Annotated in this window: 19 protein-coding genes and 1 tRNA gene; 14 read left to right on the plus strand and 6 right to left on the minus strand. The window is 63.3% G+C overall.

Annotation, left to right across the window (positions count from 1 at the left end):
- Positions 1-167 precede the first annotated feature (167 nt).
- The 4 genes from mnmA (at position 168) to J2R80_RS13200 (ending at position 2,643) form a co-directional block, all read left to right on the plus strand.
- Positions 168-1,364 carry a tRNA 2-thiouridine(34) synthase MnmA gene (gene mnmA, locus J2R80_RS13185; protein ID WP_076830025.1) on the plus strand — a complete coding sequence of 399 codons (1,197 nt, stop codon included), beginning with the start codon at positions 168-170 and terminating at the stop codon, positions 1,362-1,364.
- The gene (locus J2R80_RS13190) at positions 1,288-2,028 is read left to right on the plus strand and encodes a methyltransferase domain-containing protein (RefSeq protein ID WP_253589105.1); all 741 of its coding nucleotides are present in this window, start codon (positions 1,288-1,290) and stop codon (positions 2,026-2,028) included. Before mnmA ends, J2R80_RS13190 begins: the two co-directional genes overlap by 77 nt.
- Before the next feature lie 53 nt (positions 2,029-2,081).
- Positions 2,082-2,450, plus strand: coding sequence for a hypothetical protein (locus J2R80_RS13195; protein WP_076830031.1), 369 nt, complete (start codon positions 2,082-2,084; stop codon positions 2,448-2,450).
- 116 nt (positions 2,451-2,566) lie between these two features.
- Positions 2,567-2,643: transfer RNA gene (locus J2R80_RS13200), tRNA-Met, on the plus strand.
- Here the strand turns inward: J2R80_RS13200 and J2R80_RS13205 are convergent.
- The 3 genes from J2R80_RS13205 to J2R80_RS13215 are packed head-to-tail and all read right to left on the minus strand — an operon-like array spanning position 2,600 to position 4,952.
- A complete protein-coding gene (locus tag J2R80_RS13205; protein ID WP_309143805.1) occupies positions 2,600-4,270 on the minus strand; it encodes a recombinase family protein in 1,671 nt (556 codons plus the stop codon). The genes J2R80_RS13200 and J2R80_RS13205 overlap by 44 nt on opposite strands.
- On the minus strand, positions 4,170-4,604 hold the full coding sequence (locus J2R80_RS13210) for a hypothetical protein (protein WP_143029744.1): 435 nt from the start codon (positions 4,602-4,604) through the stop codon (positions 4,170-4,172). The genes J2R80_RS13205 and J2R80_RS13210 overlap by 101 nt, the downstream gene beginning before the upstream one ends.
- A gap of 39 nt (positions 4,605-4,643) precedes the next feature.
- Positions 4,644-4,952, minus strand: coding sequence for a hypothetical protein (locus tag J2R80_RS13215; RefSeq protein ID WP_253638679.1), 309 nt, complete (start codon positions 4,950-4,952; stop codon positions 4,644-4,646).
- A gap of 117 nt (positions 4,953-5,069) precedes the next feature.
- On the opposite strand from J2R80_RS13215, the gene J2R80_RS13220 reads away from it, so the two are divergent.
- Genes J2R80_RS13220 through J2R80_RS13235 form a run of 4 tightly spaced genes read left to right on the plus strand, consistent with a single transcriptional unit; the run spans position 5,070 to position 8,497 of the window.
- Entirely contained in the window at positions 5,070-6,332 is a 1,263-nt protein-coding gene (locus J2R80_RS13220; protein WP_092089160.1) for a Rieske 2Fe-2S domain-containing protein, read from the plus strand.
- Position 6,333: 1 nt separating this feature from the next.
- Positions 6,334-6,852 (plus strand): aromatic-ring-hydroxylating dioxygenase subunit beta, encoded by a 519-nt coding sequence (locus J2R80_RS13225; protein ID WP_141340679.1) that lies wholly within the window; start codon positions 6,334-6,336, stop codon positions 6,850-6,852.
- 52 nt (positions 6,853-6,904) lie between these two features.
- Complete coding sequence (locus J2R80_RS13230) at positions 6,905-7,714, plus strand: enoyl-CoA hydratase/isomerase family protein (RefSeq protein WP_253638680.1); 810 nt, start codon at positions 6,905-6,907, stop codon at positions 7,712-7,714.
- A 6-nt stretch (positions 7,715-7,720) separates the two neighbouring features.
- The gene (locus tag J2R80_RS13235; RefSeq protein WP_253638681.1) at positions 7,721-8,497 is read left to right on the plus strand and encodes an SDR family NAD(P)-dependent oxidoreductase; all 777 of its coding nucleotides are present in this window, start codon (positions 7,721-7,723) and stop codon (positions 8,495-8,497) included.
- A gap of 3 nt (positions 8,498-8,500) precedes the next feature.
- On the opposite strand, the gene J2R80_RS13240 is transcribed toward J2R80_RS13235, so the two are convergent.
- The gene (locus J2R80_RS13240) at positions 8,501-9,403 is read right to left on the minus strand and encodes an alpha/beta hydrolase (RefSeq protein ID WP_253638682.1); all 903 of its coding nucleotides are present in this window, start codon (positions 9,401-9,403) and stop codon (positions 8,501-8,503) included.
- A 76-nt stretch (positions 9,404-9,479) separates the two neighbouring features.
- Between J2R80_RS13240 and J2R80_RS13245 the strand changes: the two genes are divergently transcribed.
- Positions 9,480-10,682, plus strand: a complete 1,203-nt coding sequence (locus tag J2R80_RS13245) for an NAD(P)/FAD-dependent oxidoreductase (protein ID WP_253638683.1) — start codon at positions 9,480-9,482, stop codon at positions 10,680-10,682.
- 26 nt (positions 10,683-10,708) lie between these two features.
- Here the strand turns inward: J2R80_RS13245 and J2R80_RS13250 are convergent, their stop codons facing one another.
- Both J2R80_RS13250 and J2R80_RS13255 read right to left on the minus strand, forming a co-directional pair.
- Complete coding sequence (locus J2R80_RS13250) at positions 10,709-11,311, minus strand: TetR/AcrR family transcriptional regulator (RefSeq protein WP_253638684.1); 603 nt, start codon at positions 11,309-11,311, stop codon at positions 10,709-10,711.
- A gap of 62 nt (positions 11,312-11,373) precedes the next feature.
- Positions 11,374-14,097, minus strand: coding sequence for an alpha-hydroxy-acid oxidizing protein (locus tag J2R80_RS13255; protein ID WP_253640963.1), 2,724 nt, complete (start codon positions 14,095-14,097; stop codon positions 11,374-11,376).
- A 134-nt stretch (positions 14,098-14,231) separates the two neighbouring features.
- On the opposite strand from J2R80_RS13255, the gene J2R80_RS13260 reads away from it, so the two are divergent.
- The 5 genes from J2R80_RS13260 (at position 14,232) to J2R80_RS13280 (ending at position 20,405) form a co-directional block, all read left to right on the plus strand.
- Positions 14,232-15,374 carry an ABC transporter substrate-binding protein gene (locus tag J2R80_RS13260; protein WP_253638685.1) on the plus strand — a complete coding sequence of 381 codons (1,143 nt, stop codon included), beginning with the start codon at positions 14,232-14,234 and terminating at the stop codon, positions 15,372-15,374.
- Positions 15,375-15,437: 63 nt separating this feature from the next.
- Positions 15,438-16,478 carry a branched-chain amino acid ABC transporter permease gene (locus J2R80_RS13265; protein WP_141340671.1) on the plus strand — a complete coding sequence of 347 codons (1,041 nt, stop codon included), beginning with the start codon at positions 15,438-15,440 and terminating at the stop codon, positions 16,476-16,478.
- On the plus strand, positions 16,475-18,247 hold the full coding sequence (locus J2R80_RS13270) for an ATP-binding cassette domain-containing protein (protein ID WP_141340670.1): 1,773 nt from the start codon (positions 16,475-16,477) through the stop codon (positions 18,245-18,247). Before J2R80_RS13265 ends, J2R80_RS13270 begins: the two co-directional genes overlap by 4 nt.
- Positions 18,244-19,011, plus strand: coding sequence for an ABC transporter ATP-binding protein (locus tag J2R80_RS13275; RefSeq protein ID WP_253638686.1), 768 nt, complete (start codon positions 18,244-18,246; stop codon positions 19,009-19,011). The genes J2R80_RS13270 and J2R80_RS13275 overlap by 4 nt, the downstream gene beginning before the upstream one ends.
- Positions 19,008-20,405 carry an FAD-binding oxidoreductase gene (locus tag J2R80_RS13280; RefSeq protein ID WP_253638687.1) on the plus strand — a complete coding sequence of 466 codons (1,398 nt, stop codon included), beginning with the start codon at positions 19,008-19,010 and terminating at the stop codon, positions 20,403-20,405. Before J2R80_RS13275 ends, J2R80_RS13280 begins: the two co-directional genes overlap by 4 nt.
- Position 20,406 lies beyond the last annotated feature (1 nt).

The following is a 20,406-nucleotide window of genomic DNA, read 5'->3' on the forward strand; positions in this document are numbered from 1 at the left end:
GGATTGCCTCACCGGAATACGGCCTATATTAAAGGTGGCCTCCAACGCGTCCGAACCGACCGAAGCGGCCTTGGATGTGTTCTAAGGCTCTCTGGACAAAAGGCTTTTTCCAATATCGTCGCGGAGCGCATAAGCTCGCCGCGACAGTGACCAATGACCGCTCAAAGATGCTCAACAGTCTGGATCTCGAAGGCCGCCCTGAAGACACACGGATCGTCGTTGCCATGTCCGGCGGCGTCGACTCGTCAGTGACGGCTGCGCTGTTGAAGTCGCAGGGTTACGACGTGGTCGGGATCACGCTGCAGCTGTACGACCACGGCGCCGCGACCCATCGCAAGGGCGCCTGCTGCGCCGGCCGCGACATCCACGACGCGCGCAATGTCGCCGAGCGGATCGGCATCCCGCATTACGTGCTCGACTACGAAAGCCGCTTCAAGCAATCGGTGATCGACAATTTCGCCGACAGCTACGCGCTCGGCGAGACGCCGGTGCCGTGCATCGAGTGCAACCGTTCGGTCAAGTTTCGCGACCTGCTCGCGACCGCGCGCGAGCTCGGGGCGCAGGCGCTCGCCACCGGCCACTATGTCGCCTCGCGGCGGCTTGCCGACGGATCGCGCTCGCTGGTCTGTGCCGCGGATGCCGATCGCGACCAGAGCTATTTCCTGTTCGCGACCACGCGCGAGCAGCTCGACTTCCTGCGCTTCCCGCTCGGTGACATGACCAAGCCGCAGACCCGCGAGTTGGCGCGGCGCTTCGATCTCGAGGTCGCCGACAAGCAGGACAGCCAGGACATCTGCTTTGTGCCGACCGGCCGCTACACCGACATCATCGGACGGCTGAAGCCGAATGCGATCGCGCCGGGCGACATCGTCGATCTCGACGGTCATGTGATCGGCCAGCACCAGGGCATCGTTCATTTCACCGTCGGCCAGCGCAAGGGGCTCGGCATTGCCTCCGGCAGCCCGCTCTATGTGGTCAAGCTCGATGCGGCGACGCGCCGTGTCGTGGTCGGGCCGCGCGAGGCACTGCGGATGGATCGCATCGCGCTGCGCGACGTCAACTGGATCGGCGACGGCGCGCTGGATCGGGTGATCGGCGAGGGCATCGAGATCTATGTCCGCGTGCGTTCGACGCGCGCGCCGCAGCCGGCGTGGTTGCGCGCCGTCGATGGCGGCTATGAGGTCGAGCTCGTCGCCGGCGAGGAGGGCGTGTCGCCCGGCCAGGCCTGCGTGTTCTACGACGCGGCCTCCGGGCAGGCGCGTGTGCTCGGCGGCGGCTTCATCAGGAGTGCAAGCGCAAGCCGCGCAATACGGGCCGCGACGCAGGACGCGTTGGCGCCGCTTGCGGAAGCGGTTCGCGGATAGACAGAAGAAACGTCGGGGCAGGGGAATGGCTGGGGACATCGACCGCGAAGGGGTCGAAAAGGCGTATGGCCGCTGGGCACCGATCTACGATCTGGTGTTCGGCAAGGTGTTCGATCAGGGCCGTCAGTCGACGATCGCGGAAGCCGACCGGATCGGCGGCCGCGTGCTCGACGTCGGCGTCGGCACCGGGCTCTCGCTGTCGGAATACAAGCGCACCACAAAACTATGCGGCGTCGATATTTCCGAGCCGATGCTGCGGCGGGCGCTCAAGCGCGTGCGCACGCAGGGCCTGACCAATGTCGAGGCGCTGGCGGTGATGGACGCCAAGAATCTCGCATTTCCGGATGCGTTCTTCGACGCGGTGGTCGCGCAATATGTCATCACCGCGGTGCCGGATCCCGAGGCGACGCTCGACGATTTCATCCGCGTGCTGAAGCCCGGCGGCGAGCTGATCCTGGTCAATCACATCGGCGCCGAGAGTGGCCCCCGCCGCGTCTTCGAGTTCGCCTTCGCGCCGCTGGCGCGGCGGCTCGGCTGGCGTCCGGAGTTTCCGTGGGAACGGCTGACCAATTGGGCGGCGAAGCATGGCGGGGTCAGCCTTGCGGAGCGCCGGCCGATGCCGCCGATGGGGCATTTCTCGCTGATCCGCTTCCGCAAATCGTGAGGTTGCGGCGATTTTGCGAGGGAACATCGGCGCGTCGTCACGGTTTTCTCGTCATGAGGATCAGTCGAACACTCGCTTTATCCTGTGTGCTGATGCTGGCACCCGCTGTTGCCGCGGCGCAGGCGCCGCCGACATCAGCCACGCCGCCGGCACAGACCGCGCCGCCGGCGCCGCAGCGCGCCGCCGCGAATTGCGCGCCGCAGCAGCAGCCGTCGCATCCCGGCGCGCCGGCTCCCGAGGGAACCACCACCGGGCAGAGCAGCCAGCCGCTGGGCGACAAGCTCGCCAAATCCGACGGGGTGTTGTGCCCGCCGGCCGGGGTCGATCCCGAAATGCGTGCGCCGACCCCGCAAGGCGGCAACACGCCGGTGATTCCGCCGCCCGGCAGCCCCGGTGGCGACCCATCGGTGAGGCCGAAATAGCCTCTGCCTGCAATAAGTTGCTGCCCCGTCCGGGTTTGCTTGACAGGCGCGCATGCCACTCTTTATATGCCGCGCGTTCGCACCCGCGGCTCACCAGCCGCCGATGGCGAGCCCATGGCGGGGTAGCTCAGCTGGTTAGAGCACGGGAATCATAATCCTGGGGTCGGGGGTTCGAGTCCCTCCCCCGCTACCATGTATCCCCCACTATTGTGGTGGGCCTCCGGAAAGACCCGTCCGCCGACCAATGCCGCCAGCTTTCCCTTGACCTCGATCTCGAAGCCTTCCCAAGGGCCTTTCGGGTGGACAATGACGCTGTGCACAAGCGCCCTGAAGTCGGAGACCAACGGGCCGCGGTCGTCCTCCGCGCTTGCGTGGCTTGCTATCGTGTCGGCGAGCGCATTGACGGTTTCGATGTAGCGGTCCAGCGTTGCCGGATGCAGTGAGATGGGGGTAGGGGCCTCCTCGAGGGCAGCCAGTTCCGCCTCGACGCGCAACCGCTCTTGCTTCAGCTCGGCGATCCGTTGCTTGGCATCTTCCTCGGAAATCACGTACTTGATTACGAGATCAATGTTGCGCTGACGCTCGCCTTCGATCCGATCACGTTTGGCCTCTAGCCGCAGGCGCTCCGCAGACGCGTTCCCCGCAAGCCGCTCTCGCTCACTGTTGTAGTTGCGGACATAAGTCTCGATCAGCCGTGGGTCCTTCAACTCCTCGACCATCCCGCTGAGCACAAGTCTTTCGACATCGCGCAGGTAGATGATCCTGCGATTCGAACAACTGCCACTCTCGCGCACAGCTGAGCAACGAATCCTGGTCTTTCCGGTCTTGTCGCGGTCGTGAACTGACATGCCAGATCCGCAACAACCGCACCGAAGAAGACCAGACAAGAGATGCGGCGCCCGTCGCTTCATGTGGCTGGCCAAATGACCCTTCTCAGTTTTCAAAGCGTGCGCCTGCTCCCAAACGGATTGTTCGACAATCCGCAGTTGGGGCACATCAATACTCTGCCACTCCTCGCGAGGGTTTGGGCGAGACAATCGTTTTCCAGTATCGGGATCCTTCACCATCCGGACCTTGTTCCAGACAATACGGCCAGCATAGAGCTCATTGAAGATGAGCCCCGTCCCGCGCTTGGCATTGCCGTTGATCGTCGACGCATTCCATCGCCGACCTCGCGGTGGATGGATATTTTCCCGATTGAGATCCTGCGCGATCTCTCGGGGTGCCCGTCCCGCTGCGTATGCTGTAAAAATCCGCCGAACGATCGTAGCTTCACCTTCGACGATTTCGAGCTCGCCGGGTTTGCCGGGTACCGTTCGATATCCGTAGGCACGCCCTCCCGCATGTCGGCCATCGCGTATCACGCCGGCCATGCCGCGGCGGACCTTCTTCGCGCCGTCCTCGCGCTGCATCTGTCCGACGAGGCCGCGGATCCCAATCAAGATTGAGTCGGCAGTGCCATCGTGGACGGCCTGGATCTCGATCCCCTGGAAAGACAACCTTTTGTGGATGCCGGCCAGATCTTCCATGTCGCGTGAGAGTCGGTCCAATGCCTCTACGATCACAACTTTGAAACGATGCTGACGCGCAGCGTCCATAAGCTGCATCAAGCCGTCGCGGCCGAATACCGAGGCTCCAGAACGTGCCTTGTCTTCAAAAGTCGCAACGACATCGAGTTGATGACGAGCCGCATAAGCACGACACAGGGCAATCTGATCGTCAGTCGATTTTTCGTTTTGAAGCTCGGTCGAGAACCGAGCATAGATCGCTGCGGGTTTCATCTCGAATACCACTGCTGATGCGCTTGTCGCCAGCGGCATCGAGATGATTCTTCATCAGACGCTCGCTCTCGAAGAGATGATCGCGTCTTGCGTCGGCAATTGCAAGGGCTTCAGCAAACTTGATTAGAGCAGGATCGATTTGCGCGGAGGCTGCGAACCTTGGTCCACGACTATGAATTTCTATCGTCCTTGCGCGCTTCATCCCGACAAGATGCTGCGCACTGGTGAGAGAAAGCAGGGCGCTTATGCGCCGATCGTGGAATTGGATATGATAGGGAATAAAACGGACACACTCTCGGAAGATGAAATCTGGTGCAGTGAGTCTTGTTCTGCGCGCGACCCCGTCAAGAACATGCTGCGCCATCAGATGCATGAGCTGCAAACGCCGTGAGCGAATCGTAGGTTATTGCTGCTATTCGGTGAGCGACAGCAGTCGGTAGATATAGCGTTGGAACGTATAGAGATCCACTTTGCGAGTTTCCGCCGCAGCGACGGGATCGCGTCGTCGCAGCGCGCTTAGAAACTCGTCCTGAATGCGAATGATAAATGTGACGAATTCCGGATCGGCCATATCGTTTCTCGCTAGAGCTGCCGCATAGAACGGGGCTGTCCGCGTTCGCAAGTTGAGAATCTGATCAGGGCTGGAGCCGCACCGCTCCGCCAGCAACCGCGGGACATTTTGGATTGCTGCCACCCGATCTGGAACGGCTATCTCATCCATGACGGACTTGTCGATCGGCGGCAGATCTTGGCGCTTGACAGCCGCACCTTGTTCGATGTTATTAATAGTCCGAACGATCGTTCTAAGTAAGATTCTGACATCCTCAAGGTAGAATGCATGACTGATCAGCCACGTGATCCGGACTACCGAACGTTGATTGAGCCGACCCGGGTCCGCAGCGTGGTGTACCATGACCCCCGGATCTTCGAGCAGGAGCTGGAGCGGATCTGGCACAAGTCCTGGGTATATGTCGGCCACGCGAGCGAAGTCCCGAACAAGAACGACTATGTGACCAAATCCATCGGTCCGACGCCGGTGCTGATGGTCCATGATCGTGATGGCAAGATCAGCCTGCTCCTGAACAAGTGTCCGCATCGCGGAAACCAGCTCTGTGCTTATCGGGAGGGCAACCGCGGCACGTTCACATGCCCCTATCATTCCTGGACATTCTCCAACACTGGCGATCTCATCGGTTACGCTTATGCCGACGGTTATGAGAATGCCGACAAGAGCAAGTTCTCGCTAGGCAAAGTGCCCCGTGTTGGCATCTACAGGGGTTTCGTGTTCGGATCTTTCGCAAGCGAGGGGCCGTCGCTCGAAAAACATCTTGGCGGAGCGAAGGCCTCGATTGATCAGCTGCTCGAGAACTCGCCCGAGGGTGAGCTCGAGTTGACGGCGGGCTTCCTTCAGCATCGCACCAAGGCGAACTGGAAGTTCATGCTTGAAAACGAAACGGATGGCTACCATCCGGCTTTCGTTCACGGGTCGGTATTTCAGGTGACCGACAGCGGCATCGGCAAGCTCTACGGCCCGCAATCCACCGCATTGACGCGTGATTTCGGCAACGGTCATACCGAATTCGACCTGCGGCCGGAGTGGCGCCGGATCGGCAAGCCTCTCGAATGGTTCGGCACCAATGAGGCGCGCTTTCCCGACTATGTGCATGCGATGGAGCAGGCGTACGGCGCCGAACGGGCGCGCAAGATCATGATCGACGGGACGCCGCACCTGATGATCTTTCCCAACCTCTTCATCGCCGAGATCCAGCTGTTCGTGCTCCAGCCGATCGCCGTCGACGAGACGATCCAGCACGTCACGGCACTGCAGTTCAAGGGAGCACCCGAGCTCAACCGGCGACTGCGCCAGCAGACCATGGGATCGGTCGGCCCGGCTGGATTGTTGCTGGCCGACGACACCGAGATGTACGAGCGCAACCACCGCGGCGCGGTGATCAATGACCCGGAATGGGTCACGCTGACACGCGGGCTTCACCGCGAGCATCGGGACAACAACGGCTATCTGGTCGGCCATTCGACCGACGAGGTGCCGCAGCGTGGAATCTGGCGTCACTACGCCGAACTGATGACCTCGCGAGGCTGAAATGGAGCGATTTGCATCCCAGACGACATTGCGCCCGGAAGCGGAGCGAGCCGACCTCCTGCGGCGCGTCGAGCAGTTCCTGTTCCTCGAAGCCCGTCTTCAGGACACCCATGCCTATGACGAGTGGGAAGCGCTATGGGCTGACGATGCGACATACTGGGTGCCGGCCAACGGATCCGACACCGATCCGGAGCGGCAGATGTCGATCATCTACGATAACCGCTCGCGCATCGGCGTGCGCATCGATCAGTTGAAGACGGGACGGCGCCACACCCAGACGCCGAGATCGGAGCTTGCCCGGATCATCTCGAATGTGGAACTCGTCGACCAGGTTGACGACGAGATCAATGTGCGGGCGAACGCCTTCATTTTCGAAGACAATCTGCGCGGCGAAACCCTTTGGGCGGCACGCAACGAATACCGCCTACGGATCGTCGACGGCGGCTTCAAGCTGGTCCGCAAGAAGGTCGGCCTCGTGAACAATCACAAGCCGATCTTCACCCTGTCCTTCCTCATCTGAGCGCCGTGACCAGCAAGGGGAGGTAAACATGACATCTCAGCCTAACAGAGCTTTGGATCACGAAAGCTGGATCGCGGACGGGACGGTCCTTCTGGACTACGCGGATCATATCGCGACCCTGACGTTGAACCGGCCGGAGTCGTCGAACGGAATGAACATCGCCATGATGCGCGCGATTCATGAGGCCGTGATGCGCTGCCATGGTGATCCGCGCGTGCGCGTCGTGCATCTGCGCGGCGCCGGGCCGAACTTCTGCTCCGGTGGCGATGTCCGTGAATTCGCGTCCAAGGGGGAGGCGCTGGGCGACTTCCTTCGCACGGTGACGGCCTATCTGCAGATAGCCGTGGGCGCGCTGATCCGCCTGAACGCCGTGGTCGTCAGCGAAGTTCAAGGCTATGCGGCTGGTGGCGGCGGCCTCGGCCTCATCTGCGCGTCAGATATCGTGGTGGCGACGAAGTCGGCCAGGTTCATGGCAGGCGCCACCCGGGTTGGAATGGCGCCCGATGGTGGCGCGTCGGTCATTCTACCGCGCCTCGTCGGCTTTCGCCGCGCCGCGGAGATCGTCCTGACCAACCGCGTGGTTGGGGCAGAGGAGGCGCTTGCGATCGGCCTGATCAACAGCGTCGTTCCAGACGAGGACCTCGTAAGGGACGCGCGGCACCTCGCGCTGAAACTTGCCAGTAACGCGCCCAGGGCGACGGCGGCTGCGAAGCGCTTGCTCTGGAGCGGGATTGGACTCAGCGTCGAGTCCTGCCTGCCTGAGGAAGCGCGCACGGTAGCGGAGCTGTCCGCGACCGCGGATGCGCGCGAGGGGCTGGCGGCCGTGCTCGAGAAGCGGGCGCCTGTCTTCACCGGAGACTGACCGAAGATGGCGCCGGGAACGTTGCAGCGGGCGCTGGTGACCGGCGGTGCGAACGGAATCGGCGCCGCCATCTGCCGTCGCCTCGCCGCCGACGGCTTCGAGGTGACGTTGTGCGATCTTGATGCGGAAAACGCTGAGGCGCTTGCCGCCGAAATCGGTGCTGCTTTCGAGGTTATCGACGCGACGGATAGCATCGCCGTTGCGGGCTTCGTCGCGAGCAGCGGCCCGTTCGAGGTGCTGGTCAACAATGTTGGCGTCGATCAGCACGCCTTTTTCACCCGGATGGAGACCAAGAGTTGGCGTGGCCTGCTCGCGGTCAATCTGGAGACGACGTTCGCATTCACGCTTGGCGTACTGCCTGCGATGCAGCGGACAGGATATGGCCGCGTCGTCAACGTCGCATCGGAAGCAGGGCGCCTTGGGTCAAAGGGGGGCGCGGTGTATGCGGCCGCCAAGGCTGGCGTGATCGGTTTTACCCGATCGATCGCAAGGGAGAATGCGAGATACGGCATCACAGTGAACGCGGTGCTGCCGGGGCCGATCCGTACCCCATTGGTCGAGAAGGCGATCGCGCAGTTCGGCGATAAGCTGCGAAGCGACATGGAAGGCCTGACCCTGGTGAAGCGCCTCGGCGAGCCGGAGGAGGTGGCGGCGGCGGTGTCCTTCTTTGCCTCGCCATCGGCGTCGTTCGTGACCGGAGAGGTGCTGGGCGTCTCGGGCGGCATGGGGTGTGGCGCCTCCTGGCGGGCCAAGTGTCGCGAGCGAGCCGCCGTCGCCGGCTGAGCGTCAGCCCCCGCCGCCGGTGCGTTCGGCGATGAAATGGCCAAGTTCAGCCAGCGATTCGCGGCTCTGTGGCAGCTCGGCGAACATCTGGAAGTGATGGAACATGCCGTCCCACACGCGAACCTGCACGTCGACGCCGCTCTGCCGTGCCCGTGCCGCCAGCAGAAAGGCATCGTCGAGCGTGATGTCGTAGTCGCTGGCATGGACCAGGATCGGAGGCAGGCCAGCAAGATCGGCCTCGATGGGCGAGGCCGACGGGTCCGATGCGTTGCCGTTGCGGCCGAGATAGGTGCGGGCCATGGCGGCGAGTTGCGCCGGCTTCGAAAAGATGTCGAGCGCAGCACGGCTCGCGTAGCTGTTGCCGCGCATCGAGAGATCAAGCCATGGCGAGATTAGGGCGAGACCAGACGGAAGCGGCAGGCCGCAATCACGGGCGCCGAGCGCGACGGCCATGGCGAGCGCGGCGCCGGCGGAATCGCCAGCCACGACGATGCGTGACGACGGCATGCCCTGGTTGAGCAGCCAAAGATAGGCCGTGAGAGCGTCGTCGGCCGCCGCCGGACATCTGTGCTCCGGTGCGAGACGGTAATTGAAGCCCAGGACGCGCGCGGCGCTCGCGCGCGCAATACGCAACATCAGGCTAAAGTGGGAGCGGATCGATCCCACCTGGAAGCCGCCGCCATGGCAGAACAGCACGACACGGTGCATTGAGCTTTCGCGCGGTGCGATCCATGCAGCCGTCATCGGTCCGATCTTAAACGTCTCAATCCGGGTGTCGTGGCCGTCAGCAAAGAGCGCCTCGAAGCTTTTTCGGATTTCGGCCAGCGAGCTCGCCCGGCTCCACGATTCAATGGCGGCGGCGATACGACGTCGCACTACGCCCAGATCATCCTGCGTGTTGTCCATGCGACCCATCGGCTTGCAAAACGCATTGAATTAATACATAGTCTGAACGTTCGATCAATAAATACGGGCGTGGACGATGGAGGAGCATGTCGCGGTGGTGGGCGCAGGGCAAGCCGGCGCGGCCCTGGCCATCCGGCTTCGCACGCAGGGGTTTCGCGGCAGGATTACGATTTATGGCGAGGAGCCCTGGGCTCCCTATCAGCGCCCGCCCCTATCGAAAAAGTATCTCAGCGGCGAGTGGGAGAAGGAGCGGCTGCTGCTCCGCCCGGCCTCCTATTGGGACAACAATCGGGTCGACATCTGCGCCGGCCGTCCGGTGTCGTCGCTGGACCTTGCGCGAAAGACACTTGCGTGGGGTGATGAGACCATCGGCTGGACGAAGCTCGCATTGACCACCGGCGCGTCGCCGCGGCGCTTGCCATCATGGCTCCAGAACTTCGGAAATGTCTGTGAGCTCCGGTCGCTGCGTGATGCCGAGCACATGCGGCGCCACTTCCGGACCAGCAGCAAATTGCTGGTGATCGGTGGTGGATTCGTCGGGTTGGAAACAGCCGCGGTCGCCGCGGAGGCGGGGCTTCGCGTCACCGTGATCGAAAGTGCCGCTCGGATCCTGGAGCGTGCCGTCTGCCCGGCGACGTCGGGATATTTTCGCCGGCTTCATAAAACCCACGGCGTCCGCATCGTCGAGGGATGTGGGGTTGTCGGAGTCCAAGGTGATCGCGCCGTGTGCGAAGCGGAGTTGACCACAGGCGAGCGCCTGGAAACCGATCTGGTGCTGGTCGGCATCGGTGTGCTCCCCAACACGGAGTTAGCCGAGCGCGCAGGGATCGAAACCAAGGACGGCATCCTGGTGGACGAGCATGGTCGTACCTCGGCTGCGGATGTGTGGGCGGCGGGCGATTGCGCGCGCTTTCCCCTCCATGGTGAACTGACCCGTCTCGAGAGCGTGCAAAACGCGATCGATCAGGCGGAGGCGGTCGCCGATGACATGCTAGGCGCGGCCGCGCCTTATGCCCCAGTGCCCTGGTTCTGGTCCGACCAGTATGACGCCAAGTTGCAGATCGCCGGTTGGAACCGCGGCTATACCATGGTCGTCGCGCGAGACACGGATCGTGGCGTGTCGAACTGGTATTACCGGGAGGGCCGCCTTGTCGCTGTTGATTCCGTCAACGACGCCCGCACCTTCATGACCGCGAAGAAGCTGTTGGCGCAAGGCCTCAACGTCGATCCGTCAATGCTTGCGGACCGCCCGTTCGACCCGCGCAGCTTGCTCATGTGAGCGCGCCTCCTCAGGCCCTCAGCCGATCAGAACACCTTCGAGTGCTTGTAACCATCCAGGAAGATGCTGACGCAGCGGTCCGCGAGATCCGTCGGCACGATCCGTCCGTCGGGGCGGAACCAAGTGTACGTCCAGTTGATCATGCCGAAGAACAGCATTGCGTCGACATGCGCGCTGCCCTCATCCTTGGCGCGGTCGGGCCGGATCTTCGCCAGCATGTCGGTGACGACTGAAATCAACTGGCGCTGCTTCTTGACGACGTCCCGTCTTACGTTGTTGGGCAGGAACTCCATGCAGGTGAGCATCACGACATGTTTGTCGCGCGAGACGGAATAGACTTGCAGGAAGAACCTGATCAGCTTGCGGAAGCGGGCAATCTCCTCCTCGCGCCCCGAAAGGATGTCGTCGCAACCCGCCAGGAGCTTGTCGACATGCTCAGTCAACATGAACACAAGGATCGCCTCTTTCGATTCGAAGTAGTGGTAGAGGCGTGATTTCGAGCAGTCGCACGCGGCCGCAATGTCACCGATCGAGGTCGCCGCGTAGCCGCGGCTCGCAAACAGCGAGGCGGCCTGCTTGATGATCGATGCCTGGATGTTGTCGTAGTCCGGGGAACGAGGTCTTGTCACAAGCTATCCTGGAAAAATCGTTCGAACGGTCGAACTATAGAGGCCAGGGATCGGCTTTTCAATTACGGTCGGGGTGTGTCGATCACCCCCATGTCGGTGGTCGACTGGGCGCGGCACGAATTCCTGGCTGATTCGTGCGGCACTGGGCCAACATAGCGTACATGCTCGCGCGAGATATCGACAATGCGAGCGGTGCCAAGCAAGGTCATGGCACGTTCAAGCTCGGTCCTCAGGATCGAAATCACATGGGCAATGCCGGGTGCACCGGCGGCGCCTGCGCCGTAAAGTGTATTGCGTCCCATCAGAACCGCGTCCGCTCCGAGCGCACGTGCCTTGATGATATCGGTGCCTCGCCGGAAGCCGCTGTCGCATAGGATTGTCACCTTGTTGCCAACCGCGTGTCGAATCTCGGGGAGGACGGTGAGCGGTGACACGGCGCCGTCGAGCTGCCGCCCGCCGTGGTTTGACAAGACGACGCCCGCCGCTCCGAGTTCAGCGGCATGCACCGCATCGCGGACGCTGAGCACGCCCTTGACGATCACCGGGCCGTTCCAGAGCGCGATGAACTCTTGCACATCTCTCCAGGTCACCGACGGATCGAGCTGCGCATTCATGAAGGCGACGAGGCCTTGCGCGCTCGTCGCGGACCCGGCTACGGCCTCGACCATGTTCGCGGGCTTTGGTGCGCCAGTCCTGGCCATGCGCATCAGCCATCCGGGATGCAAGGCGGTATCTGCGAGATTTCGGCGCGTGAGCCGCAGCGGCAGTGTGAAGTCGTTGCGCGGGTCGCGCTCGCGGTTGCCGCCTGTGGCGCAGTCAACGGTGATTACGAGCACCGCATAACCGGCCGCACGGGCACGTTCGAGGAGGCTCCGCGACAGATCGCGGTTGCGGAAGATATAGAGCTGGAACCAGTTGCCCGCGCCAGATGTTTCAGCAACCTCCTCGAGACGCACGCTCGAGACGGTGCTGAGGCAGAAAGGAATGCCAGCCGCCGCGGCCGCCCTGGCGAGCAGGCTCTCGGCTTTGGGCCAGGCGAGGCCGGCAAGGCCGGTCGGCCCGATTCCGAACGGGGCCGCATAGCGCCTGCCGAAAAGGCTGATGGAGAGGTCGATCGCGCCGACGTCGTTGAGCACCCGCTGAACGAAGCCCCATTCGTCGAATTGGGCGCGGTTGCGGCGGCGAGAGACCTCATCCTCCGCGGCACCGTCGACAAAGTCGAAAATCGCCCGTGGCAACCGCCGAGGTGCTTCCAGGCGCATGTCTTCGACATTCAGAATATATTTGAAGGACCGGGCCTTCATTTCAGGTGCGCTCGGGACGATGAGCACCCGCGTCGCCTTGGCCTCATAGCGCGGCAGCGTCCCTTCCTGGAGACACTCGACCTCGACGCTCATGCCAAGACGTGCCCGCATCTCGCGCTTGACATCCGAGACGATCTGCTCAGTGGGACGATCCGAGCTGCGTTCGGCCTCGACCGCGACGCACATGGTGCCGATCGTGGTGCGCTCCTTGTCGACGTAGATCTGCCAGGCCTCTTTCACCGTTCCTTTCGTCGCAGCGATGATGTCCTCGATCTGAGAGGGAAACACGATGACGCCCTTGACCTTGAGCATGTCGTCGCTACGGCCGATGATGCGTCCGATCTTGCGCATGCCCCTGCGTCCCGAGCGGCAGTCGAAGGGCGAAGGCGACAGTCGCACCAGGTCGCGCGTGCGCCAGCGGACGACCGGCGAGGCTTCGCGGCACAGCGTCGTGATGACGATCTCGCCGACTTCGCCGGGAGAAACGGGCTTCAGCGTCACCGGGTCAAGGATTTCGGTGATGATCGTGTCCTCGTTGACGAGTTGCAGCTCGTCATCGTCATGAGTGTATGGCGTGGAAATCGCGAGCACCGGTCCGCCGGCCTCGGTGGTCCCGTAAATGTTCTGGCTCACGAAACCGTCCGGCATCTCCGCCTCCAACTGCTTGCGAAACTCGGCGGACACCGATTGACCACCGAGAATGGCCAGCCTGATCGTCCATTCCGTCTTGGGATCGATGCCCATCTGCCTGGCGATGGTGACGAGCGACATCAGCCATAGTGGCGACATGGAGGCAACGTCGTAGCTGTGGTCGCGCAGCCACTTCACGACCAACTCGCCGCGACCGGGGCCGATCGGGAAGGTCGCGCAGTCGAGCGCTGCGAAGCCGACGTCGAGCGCAGGCCCCCCGATCCAAAGGCCATAACCATAGCCCTGGTAGGCGCGCTGACCTCGCTGCACCCCCGCTGCGGTGAGGATTCTCGCCATCTGATAGGGCAGGAGTTCGCCGTAGTCGTGCTCCGTCATGCCGAACAAGACCGGCAGGCCGGTGGTTCCGGACGTTGCCATGAAGCGCCTGACCGATTGCATCGGTGCGGCGAGGAACGGAAACGGATAGCGGCTGTGCAGCGCAGACTTGTCGAGGAATGGCGCGTGCGCGAGCCCGTCCTCTGCTGCGAGGTCCGACAGCTTCATTCCGGCGGCGGCAAAATGGGCAACCCAATCGGGCCGCTCGCTGAGGCGCTGGCCGAGCTTCGCCAGCCGCTCCTTCTGGAGGCGGCAGATGGCTGGATAGTCGAGACTTTCGATGTCTGGGTGGAGCATCCGGGTTCCTCCTATGTCTTCATCCCTGGTTGCCGTGCGTTCTCGGGAAAATCCGGCGCGGCAAATTTTTCTCTTTCTTAGACCGAACGTTTGGTCTAAATAAAGGAACAACGAGCAGGCGGAGCCGTCAGCGAGAGCGGAGCGGGCCGGACACCGCATCTGGGTCACGAGCCTGCTGCTTGTGATGCGATCTCGGCGCCCCCGCGACGAGGCCGCGCGATGGGGGAAGGCGGGACGACAAGAAAAGAAGTTCGGCCTGGTCGGAAGAGGAAACAACGTTCGAGGAGATCGAAGTGAACAAGCTGATCATTGCAGTTGTCGCGGTCGCATCATGGGTCGCGCCAGCGCTGGCCGAGGTCAGGATCGGAATCATTGTGTCCGCCACCGGACCCGCGGCTTCGGTCGGGGTGACGCAGCAGCGGACGGTGAGCATTCTGCCGCAGAAGCTCGGCGGACAGGACGTCCGCTACATCCTGATGGATGATGCCTCAGATACGTCGACCTCGGTAACGGCTGCACGAAAGTTGACGACGGAGGACCGCGTCGACGCCATTGTCGGCCCAAGCCTGACACCGAACTCGCTGGCGCTCTTGGACATTGTTGCCGACACCAAGACGCCGATGATCAGCCTGGCCGGATCGGCTCTGATCGTCGAGCCGCCGGTCGATCGGCGGCGCTGGGTGTTCAAGACCCCGCAGAGCGATGCGCAGATGGCCTCGATCGTGCTCGATCACATGAAACGCCGAAAAATCAAGTCCCTGGCCATGATCGGCTTCAACGATGCCTATGGCGAAGGCTTTATCAAGGTCATGACCGCGCTGGTCGAGGCGGCCGGGATCAAGGTCGTCGGCTCGGAGCGCTACCAGCGAACCGACAGCAGCGTGATCGGACAGATCTTGAAGATCGTGTCGCAAAATCCAGACGCGGTCTTCATTGCGGCATCTGGCACGCCGGCGGCGCTGCCGCAGACCACGCTCGCTGAGCGTGGTTACAAGGGCGTCATCTACCAGACACATGGTGTAGCCAATAACGACTTCCTGCGCGTCGGCGGGAAGGCGCTGGAAGGGACGTTCGTACCGGCGGGACCGGTCCTGGTCGCCGAGCAGTTGCCGGACGGTCATCCGGCCAAGGCGGCCGGGCTCGATTTCGTGCGTCGTTATGAGGCGATCCCCGGAGCGGGGGCCCGCTCGACCTTCGGAGCCTACGTTTGGGATGCGCAGCTCATTCTCGACAAGGCCATCGCGGCCGCAGCCGAGAAGGCGCAGCCCGGGACCGAAGCGTTCCGGATCGCGTTGAGGGACGCGATCGAGACCACGAAGGACGTCGCCGGCCCGAATGGCGTCTACAACATGTCGGACACCGATCACCTCGGTCTCGACGAGCGTTCGCGCGTGATGACGCGGATCGTCAACGGCAGCTGGCAGTTGGTCCAATGACGTCTCGATGCCTTCACAGGATAATCGTGCTCGGGCGCAAGGCGCGCGGCGACGGGGGCAGCGGTGACCGCTGATGTTGCGGCCATCCTGCTGCAGGACGGAATCGCCAATGGCGCAATCTACATCCTGCTCGCGACCGCGCTTGTCCTCGTTTTCACGGTGACGCGCGTGATCTTCGTACCACAGGGTGATCTGGTCGCCTTCACGGCGCTGACCTTGTCGGCCTTCGACACGGGTGTCATGCCGGGCACGGTATGGATCCTGCTGGTCGGCGCCGCGATCGCGTTTGCGCTCGAGATGTTGGACGCCAGCGCTCGGCGGGACCGCGCCCGCGTCGCGCGATCGATCGTGCAGTTTGGCATCGTGCCGCTCGCCGTCGCACTGGTGGCTGCGGTACTGGTTCCGAAGGACGCGCCGCTCCTTTGGAAGATGGCGGTCACCTGCGCGCTGATCACCTGCATCAGTCCGGTGATCTATCGGATCGTGTTCCAGCCGATCGCGTCTGCGTCGCCCCTGGTGCTCCTGATCGCCGCGATCGCAACCCATCTGGGATTGAACAGCATCGGTCTGCATGTGTTCGGAGCCGAGGGCGTGCGAACGCAAGGGTTTTCTGGACCGCCGTTCTCGGTGGCCGGCCAGATCGTCTCGCAACAGGTGGTGGGAGTGATCGGCAGCAGCGTGGTGCTCGTGCTTGTGCTCTACGTCTTCTTCCACCGCTCGCTCCGCGGGCGCGCGCTTCTGGCGGCTGCATACAACCGGCGTGGCGCCGAGATCGTGGGCATCAGTGCGGTCTCGGCTGGGCGAACGGCCTTCATCGTCGCCGGCTTCGTCGGAGCGGCGTCGGGTCTCCTGGTGGGCCCGATGACGACGCTCTACTACGATTCCGGTTTCATTCTCGGTCTGAAGGGATTCGTCGGCGCGATCGTGGGTGGACTTGCGATCTATCCCCTCGCGGCTGCGGGCGCCCTGCTGGTGGGAACGGTGGAAGCCTTCGCCTCATTCTGGGCGAGCGCCTATCGGGACATCATCGTCTTCATGCTGATCATCCCGATCCTGTTCTGGCGATCGGTGGTCAATCCTCATGTGGAGGATGGGATCGAATGATCGGCCGCCTGTTGGCTCTTGCGCCCTTTATTGCCCTTGCGATCGCGGCACTCGCCCCGCTTGGGCTGCCGACCTATCAGGTGTCGGTGATCACCTATGTGATGATCGCGTCGATCGCGTGCTTCGGACTCGTGTTGACGACCGGGGTCGCGGGGATGGTTTCGTTCGGCCAGGCGGCTTTCGTCGGTCTTGGCGCCTATGCGTCGGCCTATCTGTCGGCGCAATTGGGGCTCTCGCCGTGGCTTGGCCTTGCCGGCGCGCTGATCGGTGCGGCTGCTGTCGCCACGCTGATTGGTGCAATCACCGTGCGGATGAGCGGTCACTATCTTGCGCTGGCAACGCTCTGCTTCGGCATCAGTTTCTATTTCCTCATCGGAAATTCCGATGAGCTCGGCCGATTCAACGGCATGACAGGGATACCCCCTGCCGCTGTCGGCGGTATCGAGCTGCGTAGTGAGCAACAGACCTTCGGTCTCGCGCTGGTGGCCCTCGTGCTGGTCGTTGTCTGGTGCCGGCGATTGCTCGCATCCCGCTGTGGGCGAGTGCTGCGATCCCTTCGCACGGGGGCGGTGATCGCGGAGACCTTTGGCGCGAGCGCACAACGCCACCGGCTCATAGCGTTCGTTGCCGCGGCCGTCATCGCCGCGCTCTCGGGCTGGCTTTATGCGCATGTGCAGCGCTTCCTCAACCCGACGCCGTTCGGCCTCAATGCGAGCATCGATTATCTCTTCATGACGGTGATCGGCGGGAGCGGACAGGTTTGGGGCGCGCTGGTCGGCGCCGGGCTGGTGACGGTCATCAAGCACGAGCTACAGGACGCGCTCAGGCCCATCTTCGGGGCCACCACGCGATTTGAACTGTTGGCTTTCGCCGCGCTGATGATTGTCGTGCTGCACCGGGCGCGCAAGGGCCTATGGCCATTCCTGCAGCAGGTGATCACCCCCTATATGGCGCCTCCTGCGCCGGTCGCGCCCCTTATCCTGCCGAGCCGCCGGGCCAAGCCGGACCATGGACTTCCGGTCCTGTCGGCGACCGGCTTGCGGCGGACGTTCGGCGGCCTCATGGCGGTCGACGATGTCAGCTTCGATGTTCGAAGTGGCGAAATCCTTGGCGTTCTCGGGCCGAACGGCGCGGGGAAGAGCACCCTGTTTAACCTGATCAGTGGTGGCCTGCCGCGGAGCGGGGGCGAGCTGAGCTTCCTGGGCACGCCGCTGGCGCGCGTGAGCGCACGTGACATGTGCGCGCGCGGTCTGTCGCGGACGTTTCAGCACGCGGCGCTGGTATCCGAGATGAGCCTAATCGAGAACGTTGCCATCGGCGCCACGCATCTTGGCAGATGCGGTGTTTTGGCGGCGTCCTGCGGGCTCGATGCCACCGAGGAGCGCCGGTTGCTGGGCTGGTCGCAGCATCTGCTCGATCGCGTCGGGCTTGGCGACAAGGCATGGGATTCTGCCGGGACGCTGTCGCTCGGTCATCAGCGCATATTGGAGATCGCGCGCGCGCTCGCCGCCGATCCGGTGCTGCTGCTGCTCGATGAGCCAGCGGCCGGCTTGCGCGCCAACGAAAAGACCCTGCTGGCCGATCTGCTGTTGCGGCTCCGGGCCGAAGGTCTCGCCATCATCCTCGTCGAACATGACATGGAGTTTGTCTTCCGCCTAGCCGATCGGCTGATGGTGATGAACTTCGGCCGCCGCATTGCGTTCGGGCAGCCCGAAGAGGTCCGCGCCGACGCAGGCGTCCAGGAAGCGTATCTGGGGGTTGCAGCATGACAGCCCTGCTGCAACTCGAACGCTTCACGGTTCGCTATGGCCGCCTGACAGCGGTGAACGACGTATCGCTTGAAGCGAAGGCCGGTGAGGTCACCGCTGTGATCGGTCCGAACGGCGCCGGCAAGACGTCCCTTGTCAATGCAGTGATGGGTCTCGTGCCGTTCGGTGGCCGGCTCCTGTTTCCGCAGTGGCCGGAGGCGTCGCGGTCGATCGAGGCGCGGGTGCGCGCGCGGATCTCGCTGGTGCCGGAGACGCGCGACCTGTTCGGGCCGATGACCGTGCTCGACAATCTCAGGCTCGGCGCGTTCGCGGTAAGGGTGGAACCGCGCTTCGATATGCGCGCGCGCATCGCCGACATATTTCGTCTCTTCCCGCGTCTCGCCGAGCGGCGAGATCAACTCGCCAACACGTTGAGCGGGGGTGAGCGCCAGATGCTGGCGCTGGGGCGCGCGCTGATGCTGAGACCGCGCTTCCTGATGCTCGATGAGCCAAGTCTCGGGCTTGCGCCCCTGATCGTCGCGGAAATGTTCCGCATCATTGCGCAGCTGAAGAACGAGGGTGTTTCGATCCTCTTGATCGAGCAGAACGCGCGCGCCGCGCTGCAGCTGTCGGATCGCGCCTACGTCCTTGAAGGCGGGGCGGTCCAGCTGGAAGGCAGGGCGGCCGATATCGCTGCGGATCGCCGTGTCATCGAAGCCTATCTCGGAATGTCGACGGCATTCTCTTCGAAGCCACATGAGCGACAGATCGGCAGGGCAGGATGACACGCGCCACACGAGAGGCCATCGCACAGTTGAGCGAGCGGTTCGGCGACAAGCTGTCGACGGTGGCCTCGGTCCGCCGCCACCACGCCAGCGGAGTCACATCCCACATGACGATCGCGCCTGATGCGGTGTTGTTCGCAGCCTCGACGCAGGATGTCGTCGACGCTGTTACGATCTGTCATCACTATCGGTGTCCGGTGGTTCCATTCGGCACCGGCACCTCCACGGAGGGACAGATCAGCGCCGAGCAGGGTGGGCTAACCATCGATCTGTCGGGGATGGATCGCATCCTGCGAGTGTCGCCTTCCGATCTCGATTGCACCGTGGAGGCGGGTGTAACGCGCAAGGCGCTGAACGCAGCCCTGCGGGACACCGGCCTGTTCTTTCCGATCGATCCGGGCGCCGACGCCTCGATCGGCGGGATGGCATCGACACGTGCGTCCGGCACCAACGCGGTGCGCTACGGCACCATGCGCGAGTTCGTGACGTCGCTGCGCGTTGTGCTCGCCGACGGCCAGCTGATCGACACCGGGACCCGCGCACGAAAATCGTCCGCCGGTTACGACCTGACCCGGCTGTTCGTCGGTGCCGAGGGCACGCTCGGTGTCGTCACCGAAGTCACGTTGCGGCTCGCCCCAATCCCTGAGCGGATTGGTGCGGCGGTCTGTACGTTCCCGACGGTGGAGGCGGCGGTGTCCGCCGTCGTCACCGCGATCCAGAGCGCGATTCCGCTGGCACGCGCAGAGCTGCTCGATGCGTTGCAGGTCGAGGCTTGCAACCACTATTCAAAGCTCGACCTCGCCGTTCAGCCCACGCTGTTCCTGGAATTCCACGGCACCCACCAGGCCGTCGATGAACAGGTCAGCCTGATGTCTGCGATTACGGCGGAGTTCGGCGGCAGCGCGTTCCGGTGGGCGACCGCCCCCGAAGACCGGACAAAACTCTGGCAGGCCCGCCACGATGTGTGGTGGGCGGCGCTGGCGCTCCGCCCCGGATCGCAGGGGATACCGACTGATGTCTGCGTGCCGATTTCCGAGCTTCCGGGCGTCATTGCGCAGACCCGACAGGACGTCGTGGAGCTCAATCTGATCGCCCCACTGTGCGGGCATGTCGGCGACGGAAACTTTCATCTGTGCGTTCTGGTCGATCCCGAAGACGAGGGCGAGAAGCGGCGGATCGCCGAGCTGAACGCTCGCATGATCGCGCGTGCCCATGCGGTCGGGGGCACCTGCACGGGCGAGCATGGCATCGGCACCGGCAAGATGGATTACCTGGTCGCCGAGCGCGGGGCAGGGATGATGACGCTCGCGGCGCTCAAGCGGGCGCTCGATCCGCGCAACGTCATGAATCCCGGCAAGATCCTGCGCGTCGACGATTATCAACCATACGCGTGAC

Origin of the sequence: Bradyrhizobium sp. USDA 4541 (assembly GCF_024171085.1) — a bacterium.
Lineage (GTDB): Bacteria > Pseudomonadota > Alphaproteobacteria > Rhizobiales > Xanthobacteraceae > Bradyrhizobium > Bradyrhizobium australafricanum.

Coding starts and splice junctions, on each gene's coding strand:
- J2R80_RS13245 (WP_253638683.1), top strand. CDS start 9,480: ATGGAGGAGCATGTCGCGGTGGTGGGCGCAGGGCAAGCCGGCGCGGCC.
- J2R80_RS13240 (WP_253638682.1), bottom strand. CDS start 9,403: ATGGACAACACGCAGGATGATCTGGGCGTAGTGCGACGTCGTATCGCC.
- J2R80_RS13255 (WP_253640963.1), bottom strand. CDS start 14,097: ATGCGGTGTCCGGCCCGCTCCGCTCTCGCTGACGGCTCCGCCTGCTCG.
- J2R80_RS13275 (WP_253638686.1), top strand. CDS start 18,244: ATGACAGCCCTGCTGCAACTCGAACGCTTCACGGTTCGCTATGGCCGC.
- J2R80_RS13210 (WP_143029744.1), bottom strand. CDS start 4,604: ATGCATCTGATGGCGCAGCATGTTCTTGACGGGGTCGCGCGCAGAACA.
- J2R80_RS13280 (WP_253638687.1), top strand. CDS start 19,008: ATGACACGCGCCACACGAGAGGCCATCGCACAGTTGAGCGAGCGGTTC.
- J2R80_RS13220 (WP_092089160.1), top strand. CDS start 5,070: ATGACTGATCAGCCACGTGATCCGGACTACCGAACGTTGATTGAGCCG.
- J2R80_RS13235 (WP_253638681.1), top strand. CDS start 7,721: ATGGCGCCGGGAACGTTGCAGCGGGCGCTGGTGACCGGCGGTGCGAAC.
- J2R80_RS13205 (WP_309143805.1), bottom strand. CDS start 4,270: ATGCCGCTGGCGACAAGCGCATCAGCAGTGGTATTCGAGATGAAACCC.
- J2R80_RS13215 (WP_253638679.1), bottom strand. CDS start 4,952: ATGGATGAGATAGCCGTTCCAGATCGGGTGGCAGCAATCCAAAATGTC.
- mnmA (WP_076830025.1), top strand. CDS start 168: ATGCTCAACAGTCTGGATCTCGAAGGCCGCCCTGAAGACACACGGATC.
- J2R80_RS13195 (WP_076830031.1), top strand. CDS start 2,082: ATGAGGATCAGTCGAACACTCGCTTTATCCTGTGTGCTGATGCTGGCA.
- J2R80_RS13225 (WP_141340679.1), top strand. CDS start 6,334: ATGGAGCGATTTGCATCCCAGACGACATTGCGCCCGGAAGCGGAGCGA.
- J2R80_RS13270 (WP_141340670.1), top strand. CDS start 16,475: ATGATCGGCCGCCTGTTGGCTCTTGCGCCCTTTATTGCCCTTGCGATC.